The organism is Caulobacter sp. CCH9-E1 (assembly GCF_001556515.1).
Classification (GTDB): domain Bacteria; phylum Pseudomonadota; class Alphaproteobacteria; order Caulobacterales; family Caulobacteraceae; genus Caulobacter.
On record NZ_LSJA01000317.1, the window covers coordinates 77,199 to 96,069 of the forward strand.

21 protein-coding genes are annotated in these 18,871 nt (G+C 67.3%); 15 read left to right on the plus strand and 6 right to left on the minus strand.

The genetic code is table 11. From position 1 onward, the window contains the following. Positions 1-148 precede the first annotated feature (148 nt). From AX690_RS18220 to AX690_RS18260, 9 genes are all read left to right on the plus strand, one after another. Complete coding sequence (locus tag AX690_RS18220; protein ID WP_066681065.1) at positions 149-1,255, plus strand: Ppx/GppA phosphatase family protein; 1,107 nt, start codon at positions 149-151, stop codon at positions 1,253-1,255. Next, positions 1,252-1,959, plus strand: coding sequence for an RlmE family RNA methyltransferase (locus AX690_RS18225; protein ID WP_066681042.1), 708 nt, complete (start codon positions 1,252-1,254; stop codon positions 1,957-1,959). Before AX690_RS18220 ends, AX690_RS18225 begins: the two co-directional genes overlap by 4 nt. Beyond that, positions 1,956-3,002, plus strand: a complete 1,047-nt coding sequence (locus tag AX690_RS18230) for a TrkA family potassium uptake protein (RefSeq protein ID WP_066681044.1) — start codon at positions 1,956-1,958, stop codon at positions 3,000-3,002. Before AX690_RS18225 ends, AX690_RS18230 begins: the two co-directional genes overlap by 4 nt. Before the next feature lie 139 nt (positions 3,003-3,141). Beyond that, positions 3,142-3,348, plus strand: a complete 207-nt coding sequence (locus tag AX690_RS18235; RefSeq protein ID WP_066681045.1) for a hypothetical protein — start codon at positions 3,142-3,144, stop codon at positions 3,346-3,348. 138 nt (positions 3,349-3,486) lie between these two features. Continuing rightward, the gene (gene guaB, locus AX690_RS18240) at positions 3,487-4,950 is read left to right on the plus strand and encodes an IMP dehydrogenase (protein ID WP_066681047.1); all 1,464 of its coding nucleotides are present in this window, start codon (positions 3,487-3,489) and stop codon (positions 4,948-4,950) included. 9 nt (positions 4,951-4,959) lie between these two features. Further along, positions 4,960-5,349 carry an MAPEG family protein gene (locus tag AX690_RS18245; RefSeq protein ID WP_369798227.1) on the plus strand — a complete coding sequence of 130 codons (390 nt, stop codon included), beginning with the start codon at positions 4,960-4,962 and terminating at the stop codon, positions 5,347-5,349. Next, positions 5,349-6,629 carry an RsmB/NOP family class I SAM-dependent RNA methyltransferase gene (locus AX690_RS18250; protein WP_066681049.1) on the plus strand — a complete coding sequence of 427 codons (1,281 nt, stop codon included), beginning with the start codon at positions 5,349-5,351 and terminating at the stop codon, positions 6,627-6,629. Before AX690_RS18245 ends, AX690_RS18250 begins: the two co-directional genes overlap by 1 nt. Before the next feature lie 30 nt (positions 6,630-6,659). Continuing rightward, the gene (gene guaA, locus AX690_RS18255; RefSeq protein WP_066681050.1) at positions 6,660-8,222 is read left to right on the plus strand and encodes a glutamine-hydrolyzing GMP synthase; all 1,563 of its coding nucleotides are present in this window, start codon (positions 6,660-6,662) and stop codon (positions 8,220-8,222) included. A 318-nt stretch (positions 8,223-8,540) separates the two neighbouring features. Continuing rightward, on the plus strand, positions 8,541-9,797 hold the full coding sequence (locus AX690_RS18260; RefSeq protein WP_066681052.1) for a tyrosine-type recombinase/integrase: 1,257 nt from the start codon (positions 8,541-8,543) through the stop codon (positions 9,795-9,797). A gap of 42 nt (positions 9,798-9,839) precedes the next feature. Here AX690_RS18260 and AX690_RS18265 read toward each other — a convergent pair whose 3' ends face one another. Then, a complete protein-coding gene (locus AX690_RS18265; RefSeq protein WP_066681054.1) occupies positions 9,840-10,160 on the minus strand; it encodes an AlpA family transcriptional regulator in 321 nt (106 codons plus the stop codon). Between the two features lie 121 nt (positions 10,161-10,281). On the opposite strand from AX690_RS18265, the gene AX690_RS23040 reads away from it, so the two are divergent. The 4 genes from AX690_RS23040 to AX690_RS18285 all read left to right on the plus strand — a co-directional run bounded on the left by AX690_RS23040 (position 10,282) and on the right by AX690_RS18285 (position 12,250). Further along, positions 10,282-10,467 (plus strand): hypothetical protein, encoded by a 186-nt coding sequence (locus AX690_RS23040; RefSeq protein WP_156449722.1) that lies wholly within the window; start codon positions 10,282-10,284, stop codon positions 10,465-10,467. After that, positions 10,460-10,729 carry a hypothetical protein gene (locus AX690_RS18275; RefSeq protein ID WP_066681058.1) on the plus strand — a complete coding sequence of 90 codons (270 nt, stop codon included), beginning with the start codon at positions 10,460-10,462 and terminating at the stop codon, positions 10,727-10,729. Before AX690_RS23040 ends, AX690_RS18275 begins: the two co-directional genes overlap by 8 nt. Before the next feature lie 453 nt (positions 10,730-11,182). Further along, positions 11,183-11,698: a ParB/Srx family N-terminal domain-containing protein gene (locus AX690_RS18280; RefSeq protein ID WP_066730509.1), complete on the plus strand. Its 516-nt coding sequence runs from the start codon at positions 11,183-11,185 to the stop codon at positions 11,696-11,698. Between the two features lie 246 nt (positions 11,699-11,944). After that, on the plus strand, positions 11,945-12,250 hold the full coding sequence (locus AX690_RS18285; protein WP_066681130.1) for a 4-oxalocrotonate tautomerase family protein: 306 nt from the start codon (positions 11,945-11,947) through the stop codon (positions 12,248-12,250). Between the two features lie 43 nt (positions 12,251-12,293). Here AX690_RS18285 and AX690_RS18290 read toward each other — a convergent pair whose 3' ends face one another. The 4 genes from AX690_RS18290 to AX690_RS18305 all read right to left on the minus strand — a co-directional run bounded on the left by AX690_RS18290 (position 12,294) and on the right by AX690_RS18305 (position 16,209). Next, entirely contained in the window at positions 12,294-13,223 is a 930-nt protein-coding gene (locus tag AX690_RS18290) for an SDR family NAD(P)-dependent oxidoreductase (RefSeq protein ID WP_066681132.1), read from the minus strand. 128 nt (positions 13,224-13,351) lie between these two features. Further along, positions 13,352-14,140 carry an inositol monophosphatase family protein gene (locus AX690_RS18295; RefSeq protein WP_066681135.1) on the minus strand — a complete coding sequence of 263 codons (789 nt, stop codon included), beginning with the start codon at positions 14,138-14,140 and terminating at the stop codon, positions 13,352-13,354. Between the two features lie 105 nt (positions 14,141-14,245). Next, positions 14,246-15,226: an alpha/beta fold hydrolase gene (locus tag AX690_RS18300; protein WP_066681137.1), complete on the minus strand. Its 981-nt coding sequence runs from the start codon at positions 15,224-15,226 to the stop codon at positions 14,246-14,248. A gap of 113 nt (positions 15,227-15,339) precedes the next feature. Then, a complete protein-coding gene (locus AX690_RS18305) occupies positions 15,340-16,209 on the minus strand; it encodes a LysR family transcriptional regulator (RefSeq protein ID WP_066681139.1) in 870 nt (289 codons plus the stop codon). A 101-nt stretch (positions 16,210-16,310) separates the two neighbouring features. On the opposite strand from AX690_RS18305, the gene AX690_RS18310 reads away from it, so the two are divergent. Then, positions 16,311-17,315: a zinc-dependent alcohol dehydrogenase family protein gene (locus AX690_RS18310; protein ID WP_066681140.1), complete on the plus strand. Its 1,005-nt coding sequence runs from the start codon at positions 16,311-16,313 to the stop codon at positions 17,313-17,315. A gap of 49 nt (positions 17,316-17,364) precedes the next feature. Here AX690_RS18310 and AX690_RS18315 read toward each other — a convergent pair whose 3' ends face one another. After that, positions 17,365-18,198 carry an oxidoreductase gene (locus AX690_RS18315; RefSeq protein ID WP_066681142.1) on the minus strand — a complete coding sequence of 278 codons (834 nt, stop codon included), beginning with the start codon at positions 18,196-18,198 and terminating at the stop codon, positions 17,365-17,367. 125 nt (positions 18,199-18,323) lie between these two features. On the opposite strand from AX690_RS18315, the gene AX690_RS18320 reads away from it, so the two are divergent. Continuing rightward, the gene (locus AX690_RS18320; protein ID WP_066681146.1) at positions 18,324-18,845 is read left to right on the plus strand and encodes a helix-turn-helix transcriptional regulator; all 522 of its coding nucleotides are present in this window, start codon (positions 18,324-18,326) and stop codon (positions 18,843-18,845) included. The last annotated feature ends 26 nt before the right edge of the window (positions 18,846-18,871 follow it).

An 18,871-nucleotide genomic window follows, 5' to 3' on the forward strand; every position in this document is an offset into this window, starting at 1 on the left:
CATCTCTAGCTGACTGAAAGCTGAACGTAGAGACTTCCGAACGCGGAAGACAAGGCGGCGTCTTCCGGAGCGCGAGTCACGTGCTATGGTCGACTCGAAGTGAGGCGTCGCAACCGTTCGCGACGCCTGCGAGACAGGTGGCTTGACCATGTCGGAGGCGCCGCGCGCGCCCGGCGCCCCGCAAGGGCGGCGCCGGCGGTCGCCGGAGGAGTCGTCGTGTTACGCGGCGCTCGATCTCGGCACCAACAACTGCCGCCTCTTGGTGGCTACGCCTTCGCCGCGCGGCTTCCGTGTGGTCGAGGCCTATTCCCGCATTGTCAGGCTAGGCGAGGGGCTGTCCCAGAGCGGTCGGCTGTCCGAGGCGGCCATGGATCGCTCGCTGGCGGCGCTGAAGGTCTGCGCCGAGAAGATCCGCCGCCGCAAGGCCATCCGTGTGAAGGCCGTGGCGACCCAGGCCTGCCGGGGTGCGGCCAATGGTCCCGACTTCGTGCGGCGTGTCCATGAAGAGACCGGTCTCAAGCTGCAGATCATCAGTCCCCGGGAGGAGGCTCAGCTTTCGGTCGCCGGCTGCATGAGCCTGTTCGACCGCGAACAGGATGCGGCTCTGGTCGTCGATGTCGGCGGCGGCTCGACCGAGCTGTCGTGGGTGGACCTGAAGGGCGGGGGATTGGACGCCCGTCCTCGCCAGTTCGCCGCCTGGAAGCTGCCGATCAAGGCGTGGCTGTCGATCCCGGTGGGCGTGGTGACGCTCGCGGAGCGCTTCCCGGAAGGCGAGACGGCCAACGAGACCTGGTTCCGGGCCATGGTCGATGATGTGAAGGCGCGGATCGAGGGCTTCCCGCACGCCGAGCCCATGCGGCGGATTTTCGCGGAGGGACGGGCGCACCTGGTCGGCACCTCGGGCGCGATCACCAGCTTGGCGGGCTTGCATCTTGGCCTGCCGCGCTATGACCGAAACGTCGTCGACGGCCTGTGGATGCGGCGCGATGACTGCGATGCGGCGGCCGAGCGACTGCTATCGCTGACGTCCGCCGAGCGGGCTCAGGAGCCGTGCATCGGCGCCGACCGCGCCGATCTGGTGCTGGCGGGGGCGGCGATCCTGCAGGCTGTTCAGGAGCTTTGGCCGTGTTCGCGCGTGCGTGTCGCCGATCGAGGCCTTAGAGAGGGGCTTCTGATGTCCCTGATGTCCGACCAGCAAAAGCGCCCGCGGCGGCGCCGGCGCGGTGGGGCTTCCAAGAAACCGGTGTCCGCATGAGCGAAGATCCTCCCCGCCGCCGCATGGTCAAGCCGCCTTCGGGCGGCTCGGAAGGCGGGCGCGGCAAGCCGGCGCGCCTGAAGACGGCCTATGGCCGCACGCCCAGCCAGCAGGCCTGGCTGGAACGTCAGATCAACGACCCGTTCTCGGCCAAGGCTCGGGCGCTCGGCTATCGCAGCCGAGCGGCGTTCAAGATCAGCGAGATCGACGACAAGTTCCATTTCTTCCGCAAAGGCGCGAAGGTCATCGACCTGGGCTGCGCACCCGGAGGTTGGCTGCAAATCGCGGTCGAGCGCGGTGTCACGAACCTCGCCGGCATCGACCTGCTGCCCGTGGACCCGGTCGCGCCCGCGCACATCCTGGAGATGGACTTCACCGCCGAGGGCGCGCCCGAGAAGCTTATGGAGCTGCTCGGCGGCGAGCCCGACCTCGTGATGTCGGACATGGCCCCCAACACCGTGGGCCACCGCGAGACCGACCACCTGCGGATCGTCGGCCTGATCGAAATCGCCGCCGAGTTCGCCGTGGATGTGCTCAAGCCCGGCGGCGCCTTCGTCGCCAAGGCCTTCCAGGGCGGCGAGACGGCCGAGATCATCGGCAAGCTCAAGCGGCACTTCACCAAGGTGCAGCACTTCAAGCCCAAGGCCAGCCGACAGGATAGTTCGGAGGTCTTCCTCGTCGCGACGGGGTTCAAGGGGCGGTGAGCGACCAGGGGGGCGTCATCGGAGGACTGGTCGCCAAGCCGTTCAGGAACTTGGGGATCGCGGTCGGCTTCGTGCTGCTGGTCGCCGCCTGCGCGATGGTCGGCTACATGCAAGCCGGCTGGTCGTTCGGCGACGCGCTCTACATGGTCACCCTGACCATCTTCACGGTCGGCTATGGCGAAGTCCGGCCGATCGACACCGACTACTTGCACGTCGTCACCATGGCCACGATGGTGTTCGGGTGCACGGGCGTCATCATCGTCACCGGTTCGCTGGTGCAGGCTTTGACTCAGTCTCAACTCGAACAGTTCTTTGGAAAGCGCGTGGAACGCGACATCGACCGCCTGGACGGCCACATCATCATCTGCGGCTTTGGCCGTATCGGGCTCATGCTGGCCGGCGAGCTGGCGTCTGTCGGCGAGACCTTCGTCATCGTCGAGCGCGACGAGGCGCGCTGCCAGGAGGCGAAGGACCTAGGCTATCTCTGCCGTCACGCCGACGCCACGGACGAGGACGTGCTGCGCACCCTGCATGTCGAGCGCGCCAAGGTGTTGGCCACCGTGCTGCCGGACGACGCCGCCAACGTCTTCATCACCCTGTCGGCGCGCAGTCTCAATTCGAAGCTCGAGATCATCGCCCGCGGCGAACGCCCGACGACCGAGCGCAAGCTGATGCAGGCTGGCGCCGACCGCGTGGTCATGCCGGCGCATATCGGCGCCGAGCGGATCGCGGAGATGATCCTCTATCCGCGTCTGGCGCATTTCCTGCGCGGTTCCGAGCCGAAAGGCGACGGCACCGACGAAGGACTGGCCAAGCTGGGTCTGGACCTGCGGGTCATCACCGCGCCTCCGAACCTCGGCAGTCGGAAGGCTACCATCCGGGAGCTTGAGCGGCGCGGAGGCGGCGTGCTGATCGTGCGAATTGAGCGGGCCGATGGGACGGTGATCGAGAGCCCGTCGCCCAGCGAGATCATCAGGACTGGCGACGCCCTGGCGGTGGTTTCAAAGTCGGGACGCTTGAACCTGGAGGGCCTCGCGGACTGACGCCGGAGTTGTCAGCGCGAGCTTTCTCAGCTTCAAGTCGCTGAATTTTATTGGAAACTTGTGTTTTTGATCTCTCTTCCCAAGCGATTCGTCCGCGTGGGGTCTAGCGGACTCTGTCCGTGCTTGTGAGAGACCTGCCATGTCCAAGAGCCTCAGCCTCGCCTTCGCGCTCGCCGTCGCCCTGTCGAGCCTCAGCGCCGCCAACGCCGCCGCGCCTTGCCGCGACGCCAAGGGCAAGTTCATCAAGTGTCCGCCGCCTGCCGCGGCTCCGGCGAAGCCCGCCAAGTGCAAGGACGCCAAGGGCAAGTTCGCCAAGTGCGGGACGCCGGGCGCCAAGCCGGTCTAGGCGGGGAGGGCGGCGCCGGTCGGCTTGGTCGTCGCCGCCGTTCGTCTATCCAGAAAAATTCATCTCCATTTCGCGCCGACTCCGGGTCGACAACGGTCGGCCTCGCGGCTATATCCGCGCCGCAAAATGGAGACTCCGATGGAGATTCGCGAAGGGCTCACCTTCGACGACGTTTTGCTCGAACCCGGCCCGTCCGACGTCATGCCTACCCAGGTGACGACCGAGACCCGGTTCACGCGTGAAATCAGTCTGAACATACCGCTCGTGTCCGCCGCCATGGACACGGTGACCGAAAGCCGCCTCGCCATCGCCATGGCGCAAGCCGGCGGCCTGGGCATTCTTCACCGCAACCTCACCAACGAGGAGCAGGCCGACCAGGTCCGCGAGGTGAAGCGCTACGAAAGCGGCATGGTCATCAATCCGCTGACCATCCACCCCGACACTACCCTGGCCGAGGTCCGCGAGATCAAGGCCCGCCGCAAGATCTCGGGCTTCCCGGTGGTCGAGCGCGGCTCGGGCAAGCTGGTCGGCATCCTGACCAACCGCGATATGCGCTTCGAGGGCGACGCCAACGTGCCCGCCTCGGCGCTGATGACCCGCGAGAACCTGATCACCGTCTCCGAGGGCGTCGACCAGCGCGAAGCCCGCGAGCTGCTGCGCAAGCACAAGATCGAACGCCTGATCGTCGTCGACGACGCCTACCGCGCCGTCGGCCTGATCACGGTGAAGGATATCGAGAAGGCCCAGGCGCACCCCCTAGCCGCCAAGGACGACAAGGGCCGCCTGCTGGTCGGGGCGGCCTCGACCGTCGGCGACGCTGGCTTCGAGCGCTCGATGGGCCTGGTGGACGCCGGTGTTGACGTCGTCGTCATCGACACCGCCCACGGCCACTCCAGCCAAGTCGCGCAAGCGGTCTCGCGCCTGAAGCGCGAAGCCAACCGCGTCCAGATCGTGGCCGGCAACATCGCCACCTACGACGCCGCCCGCGCCCTGATCGACGCCGGCGCCGACGCGGTGAAGGTGGGCATTGGCCCGGGCTCGATCTGCACCACCCGCATCGTCGCGGGCGTGGGCGTGCCGCAGCTGACCGCGATTATGGAAGCGGTGCGCGCGGGTCGCGAGAGCAACACCCCGATCATCGCCGACGGCGGCATCAAGTACTCGGGCGACCTGGCCAAGGCCATCGCCGCCGGGGCCTCGACCGCCATGATGGGCTCGATGTTCGCCGGCACCGAAGAGGCGCCCGGCGAGGTGTTCCTGTACCAGGGCCGCTCGTACAAGAGCTATCGCGGCATGGGCTCGGTGGGCGCCATGGCCCGCGGCTCGGCCGACCGCTACTTCCAGAAGGAAGTGACGGACAGCTTCAAGCTGGTGCCGGAAGGCATCGAGGGCCAGACCCCGTTCAAGGGTCCGATCTCGCCGGTGCTGCACCAGCTGGTCGGCGGCCTTCGCGCGGCCATGGGGTATGTCGGCGCGCCGACCATTCCCGAGCTGCAGAAGCGCGCCAAATTCGTCCGGATCACCGGCGCGGGCCTGCGTGAAAGCCACGTCCACGACGTGATGATCACGCGCGAGGCGCCGAACTATCCGAGCGCGGTCTAGCCGATGCGGATGGCGTTCGAACTTCAGATGCTGGGCGTGGCGGTCCTGATCGGCCTCGTCCACCTGCTGGCGGCGGCCCTGGCGGGCGTGTCGCAGCGGGGTTTGAAGTGGAGCGCCGGTCCACGCGACGAGCCTGTTCCGGTCAGCGGCCTGGCCGCGCGGCTGGAGCGGGCCTTCGCCAACTACCGCGAGAGCTTCCCGTTCTTCGCCGCCGCCGTGCTGGTCGCCTATCTGGGCGGCCGGTTCGGCGCCCTGACCCTGGTTGGCTCCGGCCTCTATGTCGGCGGTCGCCTCGCCTTCCTGCCGCTCTACGCGCTGGGCGTGCCGTGGGTGCGCAGCATCGCCTGGGCGGTCTCCTTTACGGGGATCTTCCTGACCCTCCTGGCCCTGGTCGTCTGATGCGGGACGGAGGACGGGTTTCAGCGGCGATCGAGGTTCTGACCGAGATCGAGGCGCGGCATTTTCCGGTGAAGATGGCGCTGAAGCGCTGGGGCGAGGCGGCTCGTTACGCCGGTTCGAAGGACCGAGCCTTCGTCTCGGGCCTTGTGCTCGACGCTCTGCGCCGCAAACGCTCGCTGGGCTGGATGATGGGTGACGCCAGCGCGCGCGGCGTGGTGCTGGGCGTGCTGGCCTTCACCTGGGCTTGGACGCCGGAGCGGATCGCCGAAGCCGCGGCCGAGGAGCACGGCTTTGGCCCGCTCACGGACGCCGAGCGCGAGCGTCTTTCCAACCCCGTTTCGCTCGACGGCGCTCCGGCCCCGGTGGTCGGCGACTATCCTGATTGGCTGGAAGAGCGGCTGATCCGCACCTTGGGCGCCGATCAGGCCGTGGAGATGCGGGCGCTGTCCGAACGCGCCCCGGTCGATCTGCGGGTCAATACCCTGAAGACCGACGCCGAGCGCGCCGCCAAGGCCCTGGCCCCGATCCACGCGGCACCGGCGGGAATCCTGCCCAACGCCTTCCGTATTCCGGCTCCGGCCGCCGCCGACCGCACGCCGTCGGTCGAGGCCGTGCCGGCCTTCTCCAAGGGCTGGTTCGAGGTCCAGGACCTAGGTTCGCAGATCGCCGCCGCCGTTGCGGGCGAGGTCAAGGGCAAGCAGGTGCTGGACTTCTGCGCTGGCGGGGGCGGCAAGACGCTGGCCCTGGCCGCCGCCATGGGCAACAGCGGCCAGATCTTCGCCCACGACGCCGACGCTCGGCGCCTGGCCGACACGATCCGACGCGGCCAGAGGGCAGGGGTCCGTAACCTGCAGATCCGCTCGCCGATCGAGGCGACGCCGCTGAAGGGCCTGGAAGGCAAGATCGACGTCGTGTTCGTCGACGCCCCCTGCACCGGCGCCGGCACCTGGCGCCGCCACCCGGACGCCAAGTGGCGGCTGTCGCCCGACCAGCTCGCTAAACGCCAGATCGAGCAGGACAGCGTGCTGGAGGACGCCGCGACCTTCGTGAAGGCCGGCGGCCGCATGGTCTACGTCACCTGCTCGCTGCTGACCGACGAGAACGAGGACCGCGTCGCCGGCTTCCTGGAGCGCCATCCCGAATTCACCGTGAAGCCGATCGCCCTGCCGGGCGTCGAGCAGTATGTGAGCCCCGAAGGCTATCTGCGCCTGACCCCTTACCGCGCCGGAACGGACGGCTTCTTCGCCGCCGTGCTGGAGCGATCCACCTACACGCCCTGACCTGAACGCTAGACCGCTGGAGACCCGCCGATGACCCCCGAACCGAACCACCAGCGCGTCCTGATCGTCGACTTCGGCAGCCAGGTGACCCAACTGATCGCCCGCCGGGTGCGCGAGGCCGGCGTCTATTGCGAGATCCATCCGTTCGACAAGGCCGAGGCCATCGTCGACGAGTACAAGCCCAGCGCCATCATTCTTTCGGGCGGTCCGGCCAGCGTGCTGGAGGCGGACAGCCCCCGCATCGGCCGCAAGCTCTTTGACCTGGGCCTGCCGCTGCTGGCCATCTGCTACGGCCAGCAACTGCTGTGCGATGTCCTGGGCGGCAAGGTCGAGGGGGGGCACGCCGGCGAGTTCGGCCGCGCCGAGCTGACCATCGGCAAGGTCAGCCCGATGTTCCAGGGTCTGGCCGGCGTCGGCGAACTCGAAACCGTCTGGATGAGCCATGGCGACCGCGTCACCGCCATCCCCGAGGGCTTCGAGGTCATCGCCACCTCGACCGGCGCGCCGTTCGCGGCCATCGCCAATGACGAGAAGAAGATCTACGCCCTGCAGTTCCACCCCGAGGTGTACCATACCGTCAACGGGGCCAAGATGTACCGGAACTTTCTGTTCAACATCGCCGGTCTGAAGGGCGACTGGACCATGGCGGCCTTCCGCCAGGAGATGGTCCAGAAGATCCGCGACCAGGTTGGCTCGGGCAAGGTGATCTGCGGCTTGTCGGGCGGGGTCGACAGCTCGGTGGCCGCCGTCCTGATTCATGAGGCGATCGGCGACCAATTGACCTGCGTCTTCGTCGACACCGGCCTGCTGCGCAAGAACGAGGCCGATCAGGTCGTCACCCTGTTCCGCGACCACTACAATATCCCTTTGGTTCACGTGGACGCTGGCGACCTGTTCCTGGGCGAGCTGGCCGGCGTAAGCGACCCGGAGACCAAGCGCAAGACCATCGGCAAGCTGTTCATCGACGTCTTCGATAAGGAAGCCGCCAAGATCGACGGCGCCGAGTTCCTGGCCCAGGGCACGCTCTATCCCGACGTCGTCGAGAGCGTCTCTGCCCGCGGCGGCCCTTCGGCGGTGATCAAGAGCCACCACAATGTCGGCGGTCTGCCGGACTACATGAAGTTGAAGCTGGTCGAGCCGCTGCGCGAGCTCTTCAAGGACGAGGTCCGCGCCCTGGGCGTCGAACTGGGCCTGGCCCCCGCCTTCGTCGGCCGCCACCCGTTCCCGGGCCCGGGCCTGGCCATCCGTATCCCGGGCGAGATCACGCCCGAGAAGGTCAAGGTCCTGCAGGAAGCCGACGCCATCTATCTGGAAGAGATCCGCAACGCCGGCCTCTACGACAAGATCTGGCAGGCCTTCGCCGTGCTGCTGCCCGTGAAGACCGTGGGCGTGATGGGCGACGCCCGGACTTATGAGAACGTCCTGGCCCTGCGCGCCGTGACCTCGACCGACGGCATGACCGCCGACTTCTTCGAGTTCCCCTGGCCAGTGCTTGGCAAGACCGCCACCCGGATCATCAACGAGGTTCGCGGCGTCAACCGTGTCGTCTACGACGTGACGTCCAAGCCGCCCGGCACCATCGAGTGGGAATGATTCAGGGTCCTTTTTGGACCTTCGCGGACCATCGCGAATATCGCTTAAATCCTTGAAATAAAACGTGTTCTGGTTCTCCGTCGATCGGCTACGATCGAGGGAAGCCAGTTCACGTTTCGTGTGTCTGACGGTATCGCCCTGAGCTTGCTCGCGAGGGCGTGCGGCTGATACCGTCACGACAAGTCAGGCCTGACGGTATTTTTTCTAGCATCAAGTCCCTGAATTCACTCAGGAAAAGGCGTTTCCACCACCCCGTTTGGGGCGTGACGGTATTTTGCGCCGATTTTCGGTGTTTTGGGGGTGCGCAGGAGGCCGTCCATGCTCACCGACGCTTCGCTCAAGCATCTGAAACCAAAGAAGAAACCGTACAAGGTCGCGGACCGTGACGGTATTTACGTCGTGGTCGCTCCCTCGGGCTCGATTTCCTTCCGCCTCGACTACCGGATCAACAACCGGCGAGAGACCCTGACCTTGGGACGTTATGGCCGGGACGGCATAAGCCTGCTCGCCGCGCGGGAGCTCGGGATGGAGGCCCGGCGCAAGATCAGGGACGGGGTTTCACCGGCGCTCGAGAAGCGGCGGGACAAGGCCCGCATCAAGGCCGCCAAGACCTTCGGTGACTTTGGCCGCAAGTGGCTGGAAGAAGGCCGCATGGCAGACAGCACCCGCGCCATGCGTCGCTCGATCTACGAGCGTGACATCGAGCCGGCGTTCAAGAACCGTTTGTTGATCGAGATCGAGCCCGGCGATGTCCGGGCGCTCTGCGAGACGGTCAAGGGCCGCGGGGCGCCGGCCACCGCGATCCATATCCGCGATCAGATCAATCTGATCTTCGCCTTCGCCCGTCTGCACGGGGAGAAGGTGGAGAACCCGGCCCACGACGTCAGCCCATCGTCGATCTGGTCGTTCACGCCGCGCGAGAGGGCATTGTCGGCCAAGGAGATCCGGCTCTTCTACCCACTGCTGGAGCAGGTCCCCACCTTGCCGACCATCCGGCTGGGCATGAAGCTCATCCTGCTGACCCTGGTCCGCAAGAGCGAGCTGCAGGACGCCACCTGGGACGAGGTCGACTTCGTCAATGCGGTCTGGTGCATCCCCGCCGCCCGCATGAAGGCGGGCCGGCCTCACAACGTCTATCTGTCCAACCAGGCGCTCGACATCATGATCGCCTTGAAGACCTGCGCCGGGAACTCTCCTTACCTTCTGCCGTCGCGCTACGAGCCGGACCAGCCCATGTCGCGGGCGACGTTCAACCGGGTGACCACGAGCATCGCCGAGCGCGCCAAGGAGCAGGGGCTGGCCATCGCGCCGTTCACCGTCCATGACCTGCGTCGCACGGGTTCCACCTTGCTCAACGAGATCGGCTTTGAAAGCGACTGGATCGAGAAGTGTCTGGCCCACGTCGATCGCCGGACCTCGCGCCGGGTCTACAATGTCGCCGAATACGCCCATCAGCGTCGGCACATGCTTCAGCAATGGGCGGACATGATCGACGCGTGGGTGAGGGGGGAGCGGCATGTCCCGACCTTGCGTCCCACAGAACTGCATGGTGTCACCCTGGACCCGGGGGCCTGAGCGCCGACCGGGTCCTGAGCCTCTCGGTGTAAACGAGACGCTCTATCGGCGATCCGGGCCGCCGACCTCGCGCCGAACAGGCCTGGTCTTGCGGTCACGCACGTCAGGCGCGGGGGCGCGGTCCTGGACGCCGGCCTCGCCCTCGCGCTTGCGCTCGGCGAGCCAGGCCTCGACCTCGGCGAGATCCCAGACCACGCAGCGCCGGGTTAGGGCGAAGCGTCGCGGAAACTCTCCGCGACGCTCCATCTCGTAGATGGTGGTGTCGGCCAGCGGCACGATCTGGCGCAGCTGGCCGCGCCGGATCGCGCGAAGCGGCATGGAGTCGGGGTGGCGCTGGGGCGTTGGCGAGGCGGTGGCGGACATCGGCGTGCTCCTTCGCCGTGACCTAAGCCTCGTCCGCTCGCGCGGTGAAGGGGGCGCCTGGCCGTCTGCGGCGGTAGCGGGCAAAGGCAGGCGGACGGCGGTCCTGGTTCAAGGTGGCGCCGTGATCTCGACTCGCCCGCCGGGCAAGCGCTACGGTGCGAGCATGATCGGAGATCGTGACATGGCGCGCAGGCAACGGCTGCGCACGGGAAGCCCGTTGACCACGATCGGGTGGCTTCTGCTCGCCACGGGGATCGGCTCGACGCTTGCCTTGATGGCGATCGGTCTGTGGAAACTGCATGTCTGACCCCGTCGCCGACGACATGGACGTGCTGACCAACGATCCGCTGTTTCTACGGTTGCGGGCGATCCGTCAGGACGTCGAGAGCGGTCGGGCTCCCCCGGAGACCGTCGAGCGTTGGAACGAGCTTCGGGCGACCGTCAGGACGATCGTGAAGAGCCTGACGGCGCGAATGCGGAGCGTGCCCGCGCATGAGCGAGACCGGGCCGCTCGTGAGTGGATCCAGGCCTTCGCCGACGAGCATTGGCCGCAGGCCACCCGGCACTAGGGCGACCCGCGCGCCAGATTGCCATGCGAGGCTCCCGCGGCCCGCTTGCGCGGTCCGCTTCGCCGGGCTCGGAGAGCGTCCGGCGGTCACGCTCGGTCCCGCGGCTTTCGCCGCTCCTACGGGCGCGACGCCTGGCGGGCGCCTTTGGGGCGCCGCCGGACGCTCGACGCCGCTTCCCGCCACGCGCCGTGCGCGGGCTCCTGTGCAGGCTTCATTCTGGCTTGATGGCGGCCTGACGGCCGCGGGCTTGGGGCTCCGCCCCCGGCGCGCTTCGGACCGGCTTCCGCCCAGCTTCGGGCGTGGCCTGAGGACGATGGGCGGCGGGGTGGAACGCCCTGCAGCCAGGTCCCCGCGAAGCCGGCGCCTCCGCTTGCACCCCCGGTCTCGCCGACGGGCGTCGGGGTTCAGGCGCGCCTTTTGCGCCTGAACCCCCATGCCCTCAAGGAGGCAGACATGAACACCCAGAGCCAAGCTGTTTCGTTCGCTGGCGTTCAGCACGCCGAGGAGCGGGTCTATCCGCTCGGCAAGCTCAAGAAGTCGCCGCGCAACGTGCGCAAGGTCGCCCACACCGAGGCCGACATCGAGGCGCGCGCCGCCAGCATCAAGGCCAAGGGTCTGATCTCGCCGCTGGTGGTCGAGCCCGAGCTTGGCGCCGACGGCGCCGAGACCGGCTACGCCCTGGTCACCGCCGGAGAGGGGCGCCGACTGGCGTTGCGCCTGCTCGCCAAGCGCAAGGTGATCAGCAAGACCACGCCCGTGCGCTGTCTGGTCGATCGCCTCAACGATCCCCAGGAGGTCTCGCTCGACGAGAACGTTTCGCGCAGCGCCGTCCTCCCAGAGCGGGGGCGGGAAGGGAACGATGGGGCGGGGCGCGCAGCCGCGCTTCTTCTGGGGTTCTGGCGTTCGGTTTGGCGAGTTGTCCGGGGATTGTTGATCTTCGGAGCGCGACGCGGACTTACGGGGCATTGAGGACAACTCGAATTCCGCCGCGCGAAAATTGCGTGGCGGATTCTCAGACGTGTCGCGGCGTCGTGGTGGGTAGCTGGGCAGATCGTCAAACCTGTGGATGACCGCGCCTCCGACGGTCGCGATGCAGCGATGGTCTGCGCCCGCCATTGGCAAGCCTTCAAGCTCTGGAGACGCATCCGTCCAAGTCGAAAGACCAGTCCGCCCGCAAACTGCAGCCCTTCCCTGGACACCAAAAGGAAAGCGGCCATGCCCTTTGTAAATGTAAAGCTCGTCGAAGGCGTCTTCACGCCGGACCAAAAGCACGAAATGGCCAAGGCCCTGACCGAGGTCATGGTCAGGTTCGAAGGCTCGGAGGCCTTCCGAGAAGTCGTGTGGGTGCTGATCGAGGAGCTGCATCCCGACGGCTGGCATATCGGTGGACGGCCGTTCCAGGGGCCCAAGTCCCTGCAGGAAACCCTCGACAAGTCCGCCGCCATCGCCTCGACCATCAAGGGACGGCCGACGACGCGCGCCGAGTGGGCCGAGGCTGCGCCGTTGCCGCCTTCCGCCTAGGCCCTAGCCCTCGCTTGCCGGCGCCGGAACACGTTCGGCTTCGCTAGGCGAGGGCCTCGCCGACCAGGGCGTGAGACACCCTCCACAGCCGCTCGGCGTTTTCAGGATCGAGGGCGTAGGGCGCATAGCCGCTGACCAAGTCTGCGGGGCGCTTCATGATCGGCCGGGACTCGTTGCAGTCCTCAAAATAGCGACCGCTCACACCCTCGAGCAATGGCGAGGCCGCCAGAAGCACCGAGGTCGCAGCGCCCTGTTCGGCCGTCTTGCGCCGCTCGACCGGGGTCCTCAGTCCCCCTGTGTGCTTCTGCAAGCCCGTCGCGATTGCGCCCGGGTTGAGCGCGTTGGCGACGATGCCGTCGTTGCGCCAGTGGCGCATGACGCTCACGGCCAGCAAGGCGCAGGCGGACTTCGACTGCCCGTAGGCGCCGATCGGGGTGTAGGGGATGAAGTCGTAGTGGAGATCGTCGAAGAGGACGGGCGAGAACAGGTGCCCGAGCGAACTGAGCGAGACCACACGAGCGCCGTTGGCCTTGGCCAGACTGGCGCGCAGGGCCACGGTGAGCGCGAAATGGCCCAGATAGTTGGTGGCGAACTGGAGTTCGTATCCCTGCGGGGTTCGCTCCAACTCCGGCACCGCCATGATCCCGGCGTTGTTGACCAGCATGTGCAACGGGCTCTCCCAGGACCGAGCGAACGTGGCCACCGAATGAAGGTCTGACAGGTCCAGGCGACGGACGGTGATAGCCGGATTGCCTGTCGCGTTTTGAAGCGCCTCGGCGACGGGTTCGGCGGCCTCGGGGCGGCGCACAGCCAGAGTCACCGCCGCGCCGGCCATGGCCAGGGCGCGGGCTGTTTCCACCCCGATTCCGGCCGCGCCCCCGGTGACGATGGCGCTGCGGCCGTGAAGGTCGACGCCCTGTAGGACATCCAAAGCCGTGCTGGAGAAGCCGAAGGGCGTGGTGATTGGGTGCATGTCGACACTTGGAGAGGGCGGGGAAATTGGGAGCCGTCCCGGTCGTATCACCTTCATCTCACGGGCGCTTGGATAGAACGGTGCCTGTGATCGCAGCGCCTGCTCAGCGCTCGCCGGCGCCGTGATGGCTAGTCCTTGCGAAACGCGTTCAGGAGATGGCGGTGAATGGCGGGAGGGCCGGCGAGGACGCCTTCTCCCGTCGCGACCTCGCCGCCAGCCAATGTCGTAACCTGCCCGCCGGCTTCGGTGACGAGCAGACTCCCGGCCAGCCAATCGCCCGGATCGTCGCCCACTTCCCAGAAACCATCCAGCCGGCCGGCCGCGACATAGGCCAGTTGAAGAGACACAGCCGCCATCGGCCGGATGACGAAGGCGCTGTCCGACGCGAGCTTCACCAGCGCCAGCGCACGGTCCCGCGCCTTCGGCCCGACCTGCGCCAGAGGCGGAATGGATGTCCCGAGGACCGCGGTCGCGGGATCCTGCTTGCGCGACACCGTTACTGGTCTTCCGTTGCAGATCGCGCCGCCACCCTTCTGCGCCACGAACGTGTCTCGCTGCGATGTGTCATGCACGACGGAGAAGACGGGTTCGCCATCGACGATCAGAGCCAATGAGCTCGACCAGAGGGGCAGGCCCTGAAGGAAGTGATAGGCACCATCGATAGGGTCATAGAGCCAGTAAGGACGACGATCCTGTGCGTTGACGAGGTCTTCTTCGGCCCAACCGATTTCAGGATAATCGATCGCAAGCGTCTCACGAAGATGTCCCGCGGCCTGAGCGCTGAGGTTCTTGATCCAGTCGATCACCGCCTGCAGAGACTGCCCGGGATCCGGACGCTCGCTGATCGAGGCAAGTTGGAGCGCATTGTTGCAAACGCGCTCGGCGACCCGCGTCGCATCAAGGCCGAATTGGCGCATATCGGTTCTTTCTTCGATCAAGCTTCAAATAGATATCGGTACGCCCCCGTCCGGACGCCAATGAGAAGCAGACGGGGGCGGCCGTCGGCGCGGCCCGGCGCCGTCTTAGCTGCGGATAAAGGCCAGCAGATCCTGGTTGATCGTGTCGGCCTGTGTCGTCGCCATCCCGTGCGGGAATCCGGGATAGGTCTTGAGCACGCCGTTCTTGAGCAGCTTGATGGCCAGAAGCGCGCTGTCGGCGATGGGCACGATCTGGTCATCCTCGCCGTGCATGATCAGCACCGGCGCGTCGATCGTCTTCAGATCTTCGGTGAAATCGGTCTCGGAGAAGGCCGCGATGCAGTCGTACTGGGCCTTGGCGCCGCCGGCCATGCCTTGGCGCCACCAGTTGTTGATCAGGCCCTGGCTGACCTTCGCGCCCGGACGATTGAAGCCATAGAACGGCCCCTCGGGGACATCCCGGTAGAACTGGGCGCGATTGGCCTGCAGAGCCGCGCGGAAGCCGTCGAAGACCTCCATGGGCAGACCGCCGGGGTTGGCCGGAGTCTTCAGCATGATCGGCGGGATGGCGCCGATCAGCACCGCCTTGGCGACATGGTCGGCGCGTCCAAAGCGCGCGACGTAGCGCGCGACGACGCCACCGCCCGTTGAATGCCCGACATGCACCGCGTTGGCCAAGCCCAGGGCTTGGACGACTGCGTGCGTGTCGGCGGCGTAGGCGTTCATCTCGTTGCCATCGTCGGTCTGGGTCGAACGACCATGACCGCGCCGGTCGAAGGCGACGACCCGGAAACCCTTGGCGCCGAAGAACAGCATCTGGTTGTCCCACTCGTCGGCGGTCAATGGCCAGCCGTGGTGGAAGACGATCGGTTGGCCGGCGGGAGGCCCCCAGTCCTTGTAGAACAGCTCGACGCCGTCCTTGGTCTTGATCACGCCGCTGCTCGCTCGCGCCGGCTTGGCCGCAGTCGCTGCCTGGGTTTCTGACGGCGACAGCGCCGGCGCCGCGGAGAGGGCGGCCAGGCCAAGGCCGGACGTCATCACCGCGCGTCGTGACGCGGCTTGGTCTTTGGTTGAACGCTCGCTCATTTCAAACCTCCTCAGATGACCGACGCAGTCGGCTCGCGGAGGACAATCATCCCGGCGTTGAAGAAGGGCTTGAGCGCATCGAGCCCTTCTTGGACCCATGGGGCCTGACCGCGCTAATAGGCGAGAGTGGGGATCCGCGCGATCAGCAGGTCGGCGAGGGCCCGCAATCTCGGCAGGCGCCGCAGGTCCCGATGATAGCCCAGCCACTGCGTGCGGCTGGGCGGGTCCTCATCCAATTCGATCCGTTGGATGCCAGGGGCGGCGTCGCCCAGCGGCCGCGGCAGCACGGCCAGGCCGGCGCCCAGCGCGCAAAGCTGGGCCTGCACCTCGCGACTGTTGCTGCGCGAGGCGATCCTGGCGCCTGGCAGGCGGCGCGTGATCCAGCCGACGTCGGGCATGCCGCCGAACGCGGTGTCCATGACCACCAAGGCGTGTCCCGCTCCATCTCCAATCGGCTCTATGCAGTCCTCTGGGCGGCCGTACAGCCCATACGAGATGGTCACCAGGCGCCGGGCGAGCACCTCGGCCTCGCTGAACGGCACCATGCGCACGACGAGGTCGGCTTCGCGGCGCGCCAGGCTGTAGATGCGAGGATCGGTCAAGGTCTCGACCACCACGGCCGGGTGCAGTTCGGCCAGTTCGGCCAGGACCGGCGCGAGCAGCACGCGGGCGAACCAGTCCGAGCATGAAACGCGGAGCTCGCCCGCCAAGGCCGCGTCGCTGCCCGACAAGGCTCGCAGCAAGGCGAGCGACTCCGTCTCCATGCGTTCGGCGTGAGCCAGCAGCGTCTGGCCTTCGTCAGTCAGGACGAAGCCGTCCGCCGTCCGTTGGAACAGCGCCGCGCCGATCGCCGCTTCGAGCGCTTTCAGTCGGCGTCCCATGGTCGGCTGCGATTGGCCAACCCGACGCCCCGCGGCGCCCAGCGTGCCCTCCCGGGCGATGGCGAGGAAGATCGGAAGGTCGCTCCACTCGAACGGCGCCACGCATCACCCATTCAAAACTGAATGATTATCGTGCCAAGTCTTCTATTCCAGTCAATCCCGTTTGGATGATCTCTTAGGTTCAACCAACCGGAGTTGTTCCGATGAGCTCGATCCAAACCATGACCGCCGCCGTCGTGACGTCGCGCGACGGCCCCTTCACGCTTCAGCCTGTGGCGCGGCCGACCCCCGGTCCAGGCGAGGTGCTTGTCCGCGTGGAGGCCAGCGGCCTCAATCCTCTGGACCTGAAGATCCGCGCCGAGCAGGCAGCCCACGCTCGCAACCCGTTGCCGGCGGTGCTGGGCATGGACCTGGCCGGCGAGGTGGAGGCCGTCGCCGCGGACGTGGTGGGTTTCGCGCCGGGGGATCGTGTTTTCGGCCTCGTCGGCGGTGTCGGGGGACTGCAGGGCGCCCACGCCCAGTACGTCTCGGTCGACGCGGGACTTCTCGCCAAACGGCCGGTCAGCCTTTCCGCGCGCGCGGCCGCCGCCCTGCCGCTGGTGGCCATAACGGCCTGGGAAGGCCTCGTCGATCGCGCCCGGGTCAGACCTGGCCAGACCGTGCTGGTCCAAGGCGGCGCGGGCGGTGTAGGCCATCTGGCCGTCCAGATCGCTCTGGCCAAGGGCGCGCGGGTCTATGCCACCGCCTTGGGCGAGGCGGATCAGAGCTACCTTCGCGACCTCGGCGCGGTCGCCATCGACGGTGCGCGATCGGTCGCCGATTATGTCGGCGAGCATACCGCCGGCGCGGGCTTCGAGGTTGTCTACGACACCGGCGGCGGCGCCCTCTTGGACGCCTCGTTCCAGGCCGTCAAAAGGTTCGGCCACGTCGTCAGCTGCCTGGGCTGGGGCGTGCATGCGCTGGCGCCGCTCTCTTTCAAGCAGGCGACGTATTCGGGGGTCTTCACGCTTCAACCGCTGTTGAGCGGCGAGGGGCGCGGCCACTTCGGCGAGATTCTGACGGAAGTGGCGGCCCTGGCCGATCAAGGAGCGCTGAAGCCGCGCCTGCACGAAGGCCGGTTTGGTCTGGACGCCTTGGACGCGGCTTACGAGACGCTGGCTGGCGGCCGGGCAGGGGGCAAGGTCGTCGTCGATGTCGCGCATCCGTGACGCGTGCGTCGGCGGCCCTCAGCAGGCCGCCGACTACGCCTTCCGGCCTCTAGTCGGCGCGGTGGCCGGTGTCCGCCGCCAGCCCGCCCCAAGTGGCGAGGATCTCGCTGTCGCGGGCGTGCTTGGCGGCGATCGCCGCGACGGTATCGGCGCCCAGCGGCAGACGTACCGGGGGCGCGGGCATATTGGCCAATCGCAGGACGGCTTCGGCCAGCTTGGCTGGATCGCCGGGCTGCTGGTGGTTGAGCCCGTCCACACGGATGCGAACAGCGCCGGCCGTCTCGGCATAGTCGGCGATGGCCGGCTGACTGATCTTCAACGAGGTTGGGTCCAGGAAGTCGGTGCGGAAATATCCCGGCTCGACCGCGCTGACATGGATGCCCAGTGGCGCCAGCTCTGCATGAAGGGCCTCGGTGAGGCCTTCGACCGCGAACTTGGTGGCGCAATAGACGCCAAAGCCCGCCGCGCCCCGATAGCCACCGATCGAGGACATGTTGATGATATGGCCGCTTCGCCGGGCGCGCATGGTTGGCAGGACCGCTCGCGTCACCGCCAGCAGCCCGAAGACGTTGACGGCGAAGAGCTGCTCGATCTCTCCGGCGCTGGCCTCCTCGACCGCGCCTACCAAGCCATAGCCGGCGTTGTTGACGAGGACGTCGATCGGCCCGAACTGATCGAGGGCCGCCTGGACCGCTGTCTTGGCCTGCGCCGGTTGGGTCACGTCAAGCCGCGCGGCCAACAGGTTGGCGCGCTGGCCAAATCGCATGGTGACGGCGCTCGGGTCGCGCGCGGTGGCGACGACTCTATCGCCGGCCTGAAGCGCGCGCTCGGCGATCCGAGCGCCCAGGCCGCGGGCTGCGCCAGTGATGAACCAGGTCTTCATGGGGGAGAGCTCCTTGGGGCGCGACGGCCTTCGTCGAACCTGGCGAGCAGACTAGTTTCGACGCGCTCGCCTTTGGTGTTGTGCGGTGTTGCGCGCTGTGAAGACTCGCAAGCGGGCGGATCGCCATGGCGCTGACAGCCTCGGAGATCCGCGCGCCCAGGCCGTTGCAGCTGAGGGTCGCCGTCCTGCTGGATCAGGCGCTGGGCGCGCTGCCCGCCGACCCGATCGCAGCCCAGGTGCTGGTCGCCCGGGCGCGGGAACTTCTGGAGCCGCCGCCGCGCGACGAAAGCCGCGCGTCGGCGGGAGCAACCGGTTGCGTGCTGCCAACCTGGCGCGCGCGCCAGATAGTCGCCTTTGTCGACGATAATATCGGGCGCACGCTCTACAGCGCCGAGCTCGCCGGCGCGGCGAAGATGAGCACCGGCCAGCTTGGTCGGGCCTTGAAAGCGACCTTTGGCCTTTCGCCATCGGAATTCATCATGCAAAGGCGCCTGCTGATGGCCCAGCGTCTGATGCTGGAAACCGACGACGCCCTGGCGCAGATCGCGCAGCTTTGCGGCCTCTGCGATCAAGCCCACCTCAGCCGCGCCTTTCGCAAGGCCTACGGCCAGACGCCGGCCGCTTGGCGTCGCGGCGCGCGGGGCTAGCGCGCCCGCGGCCGCTTTCGTAATCG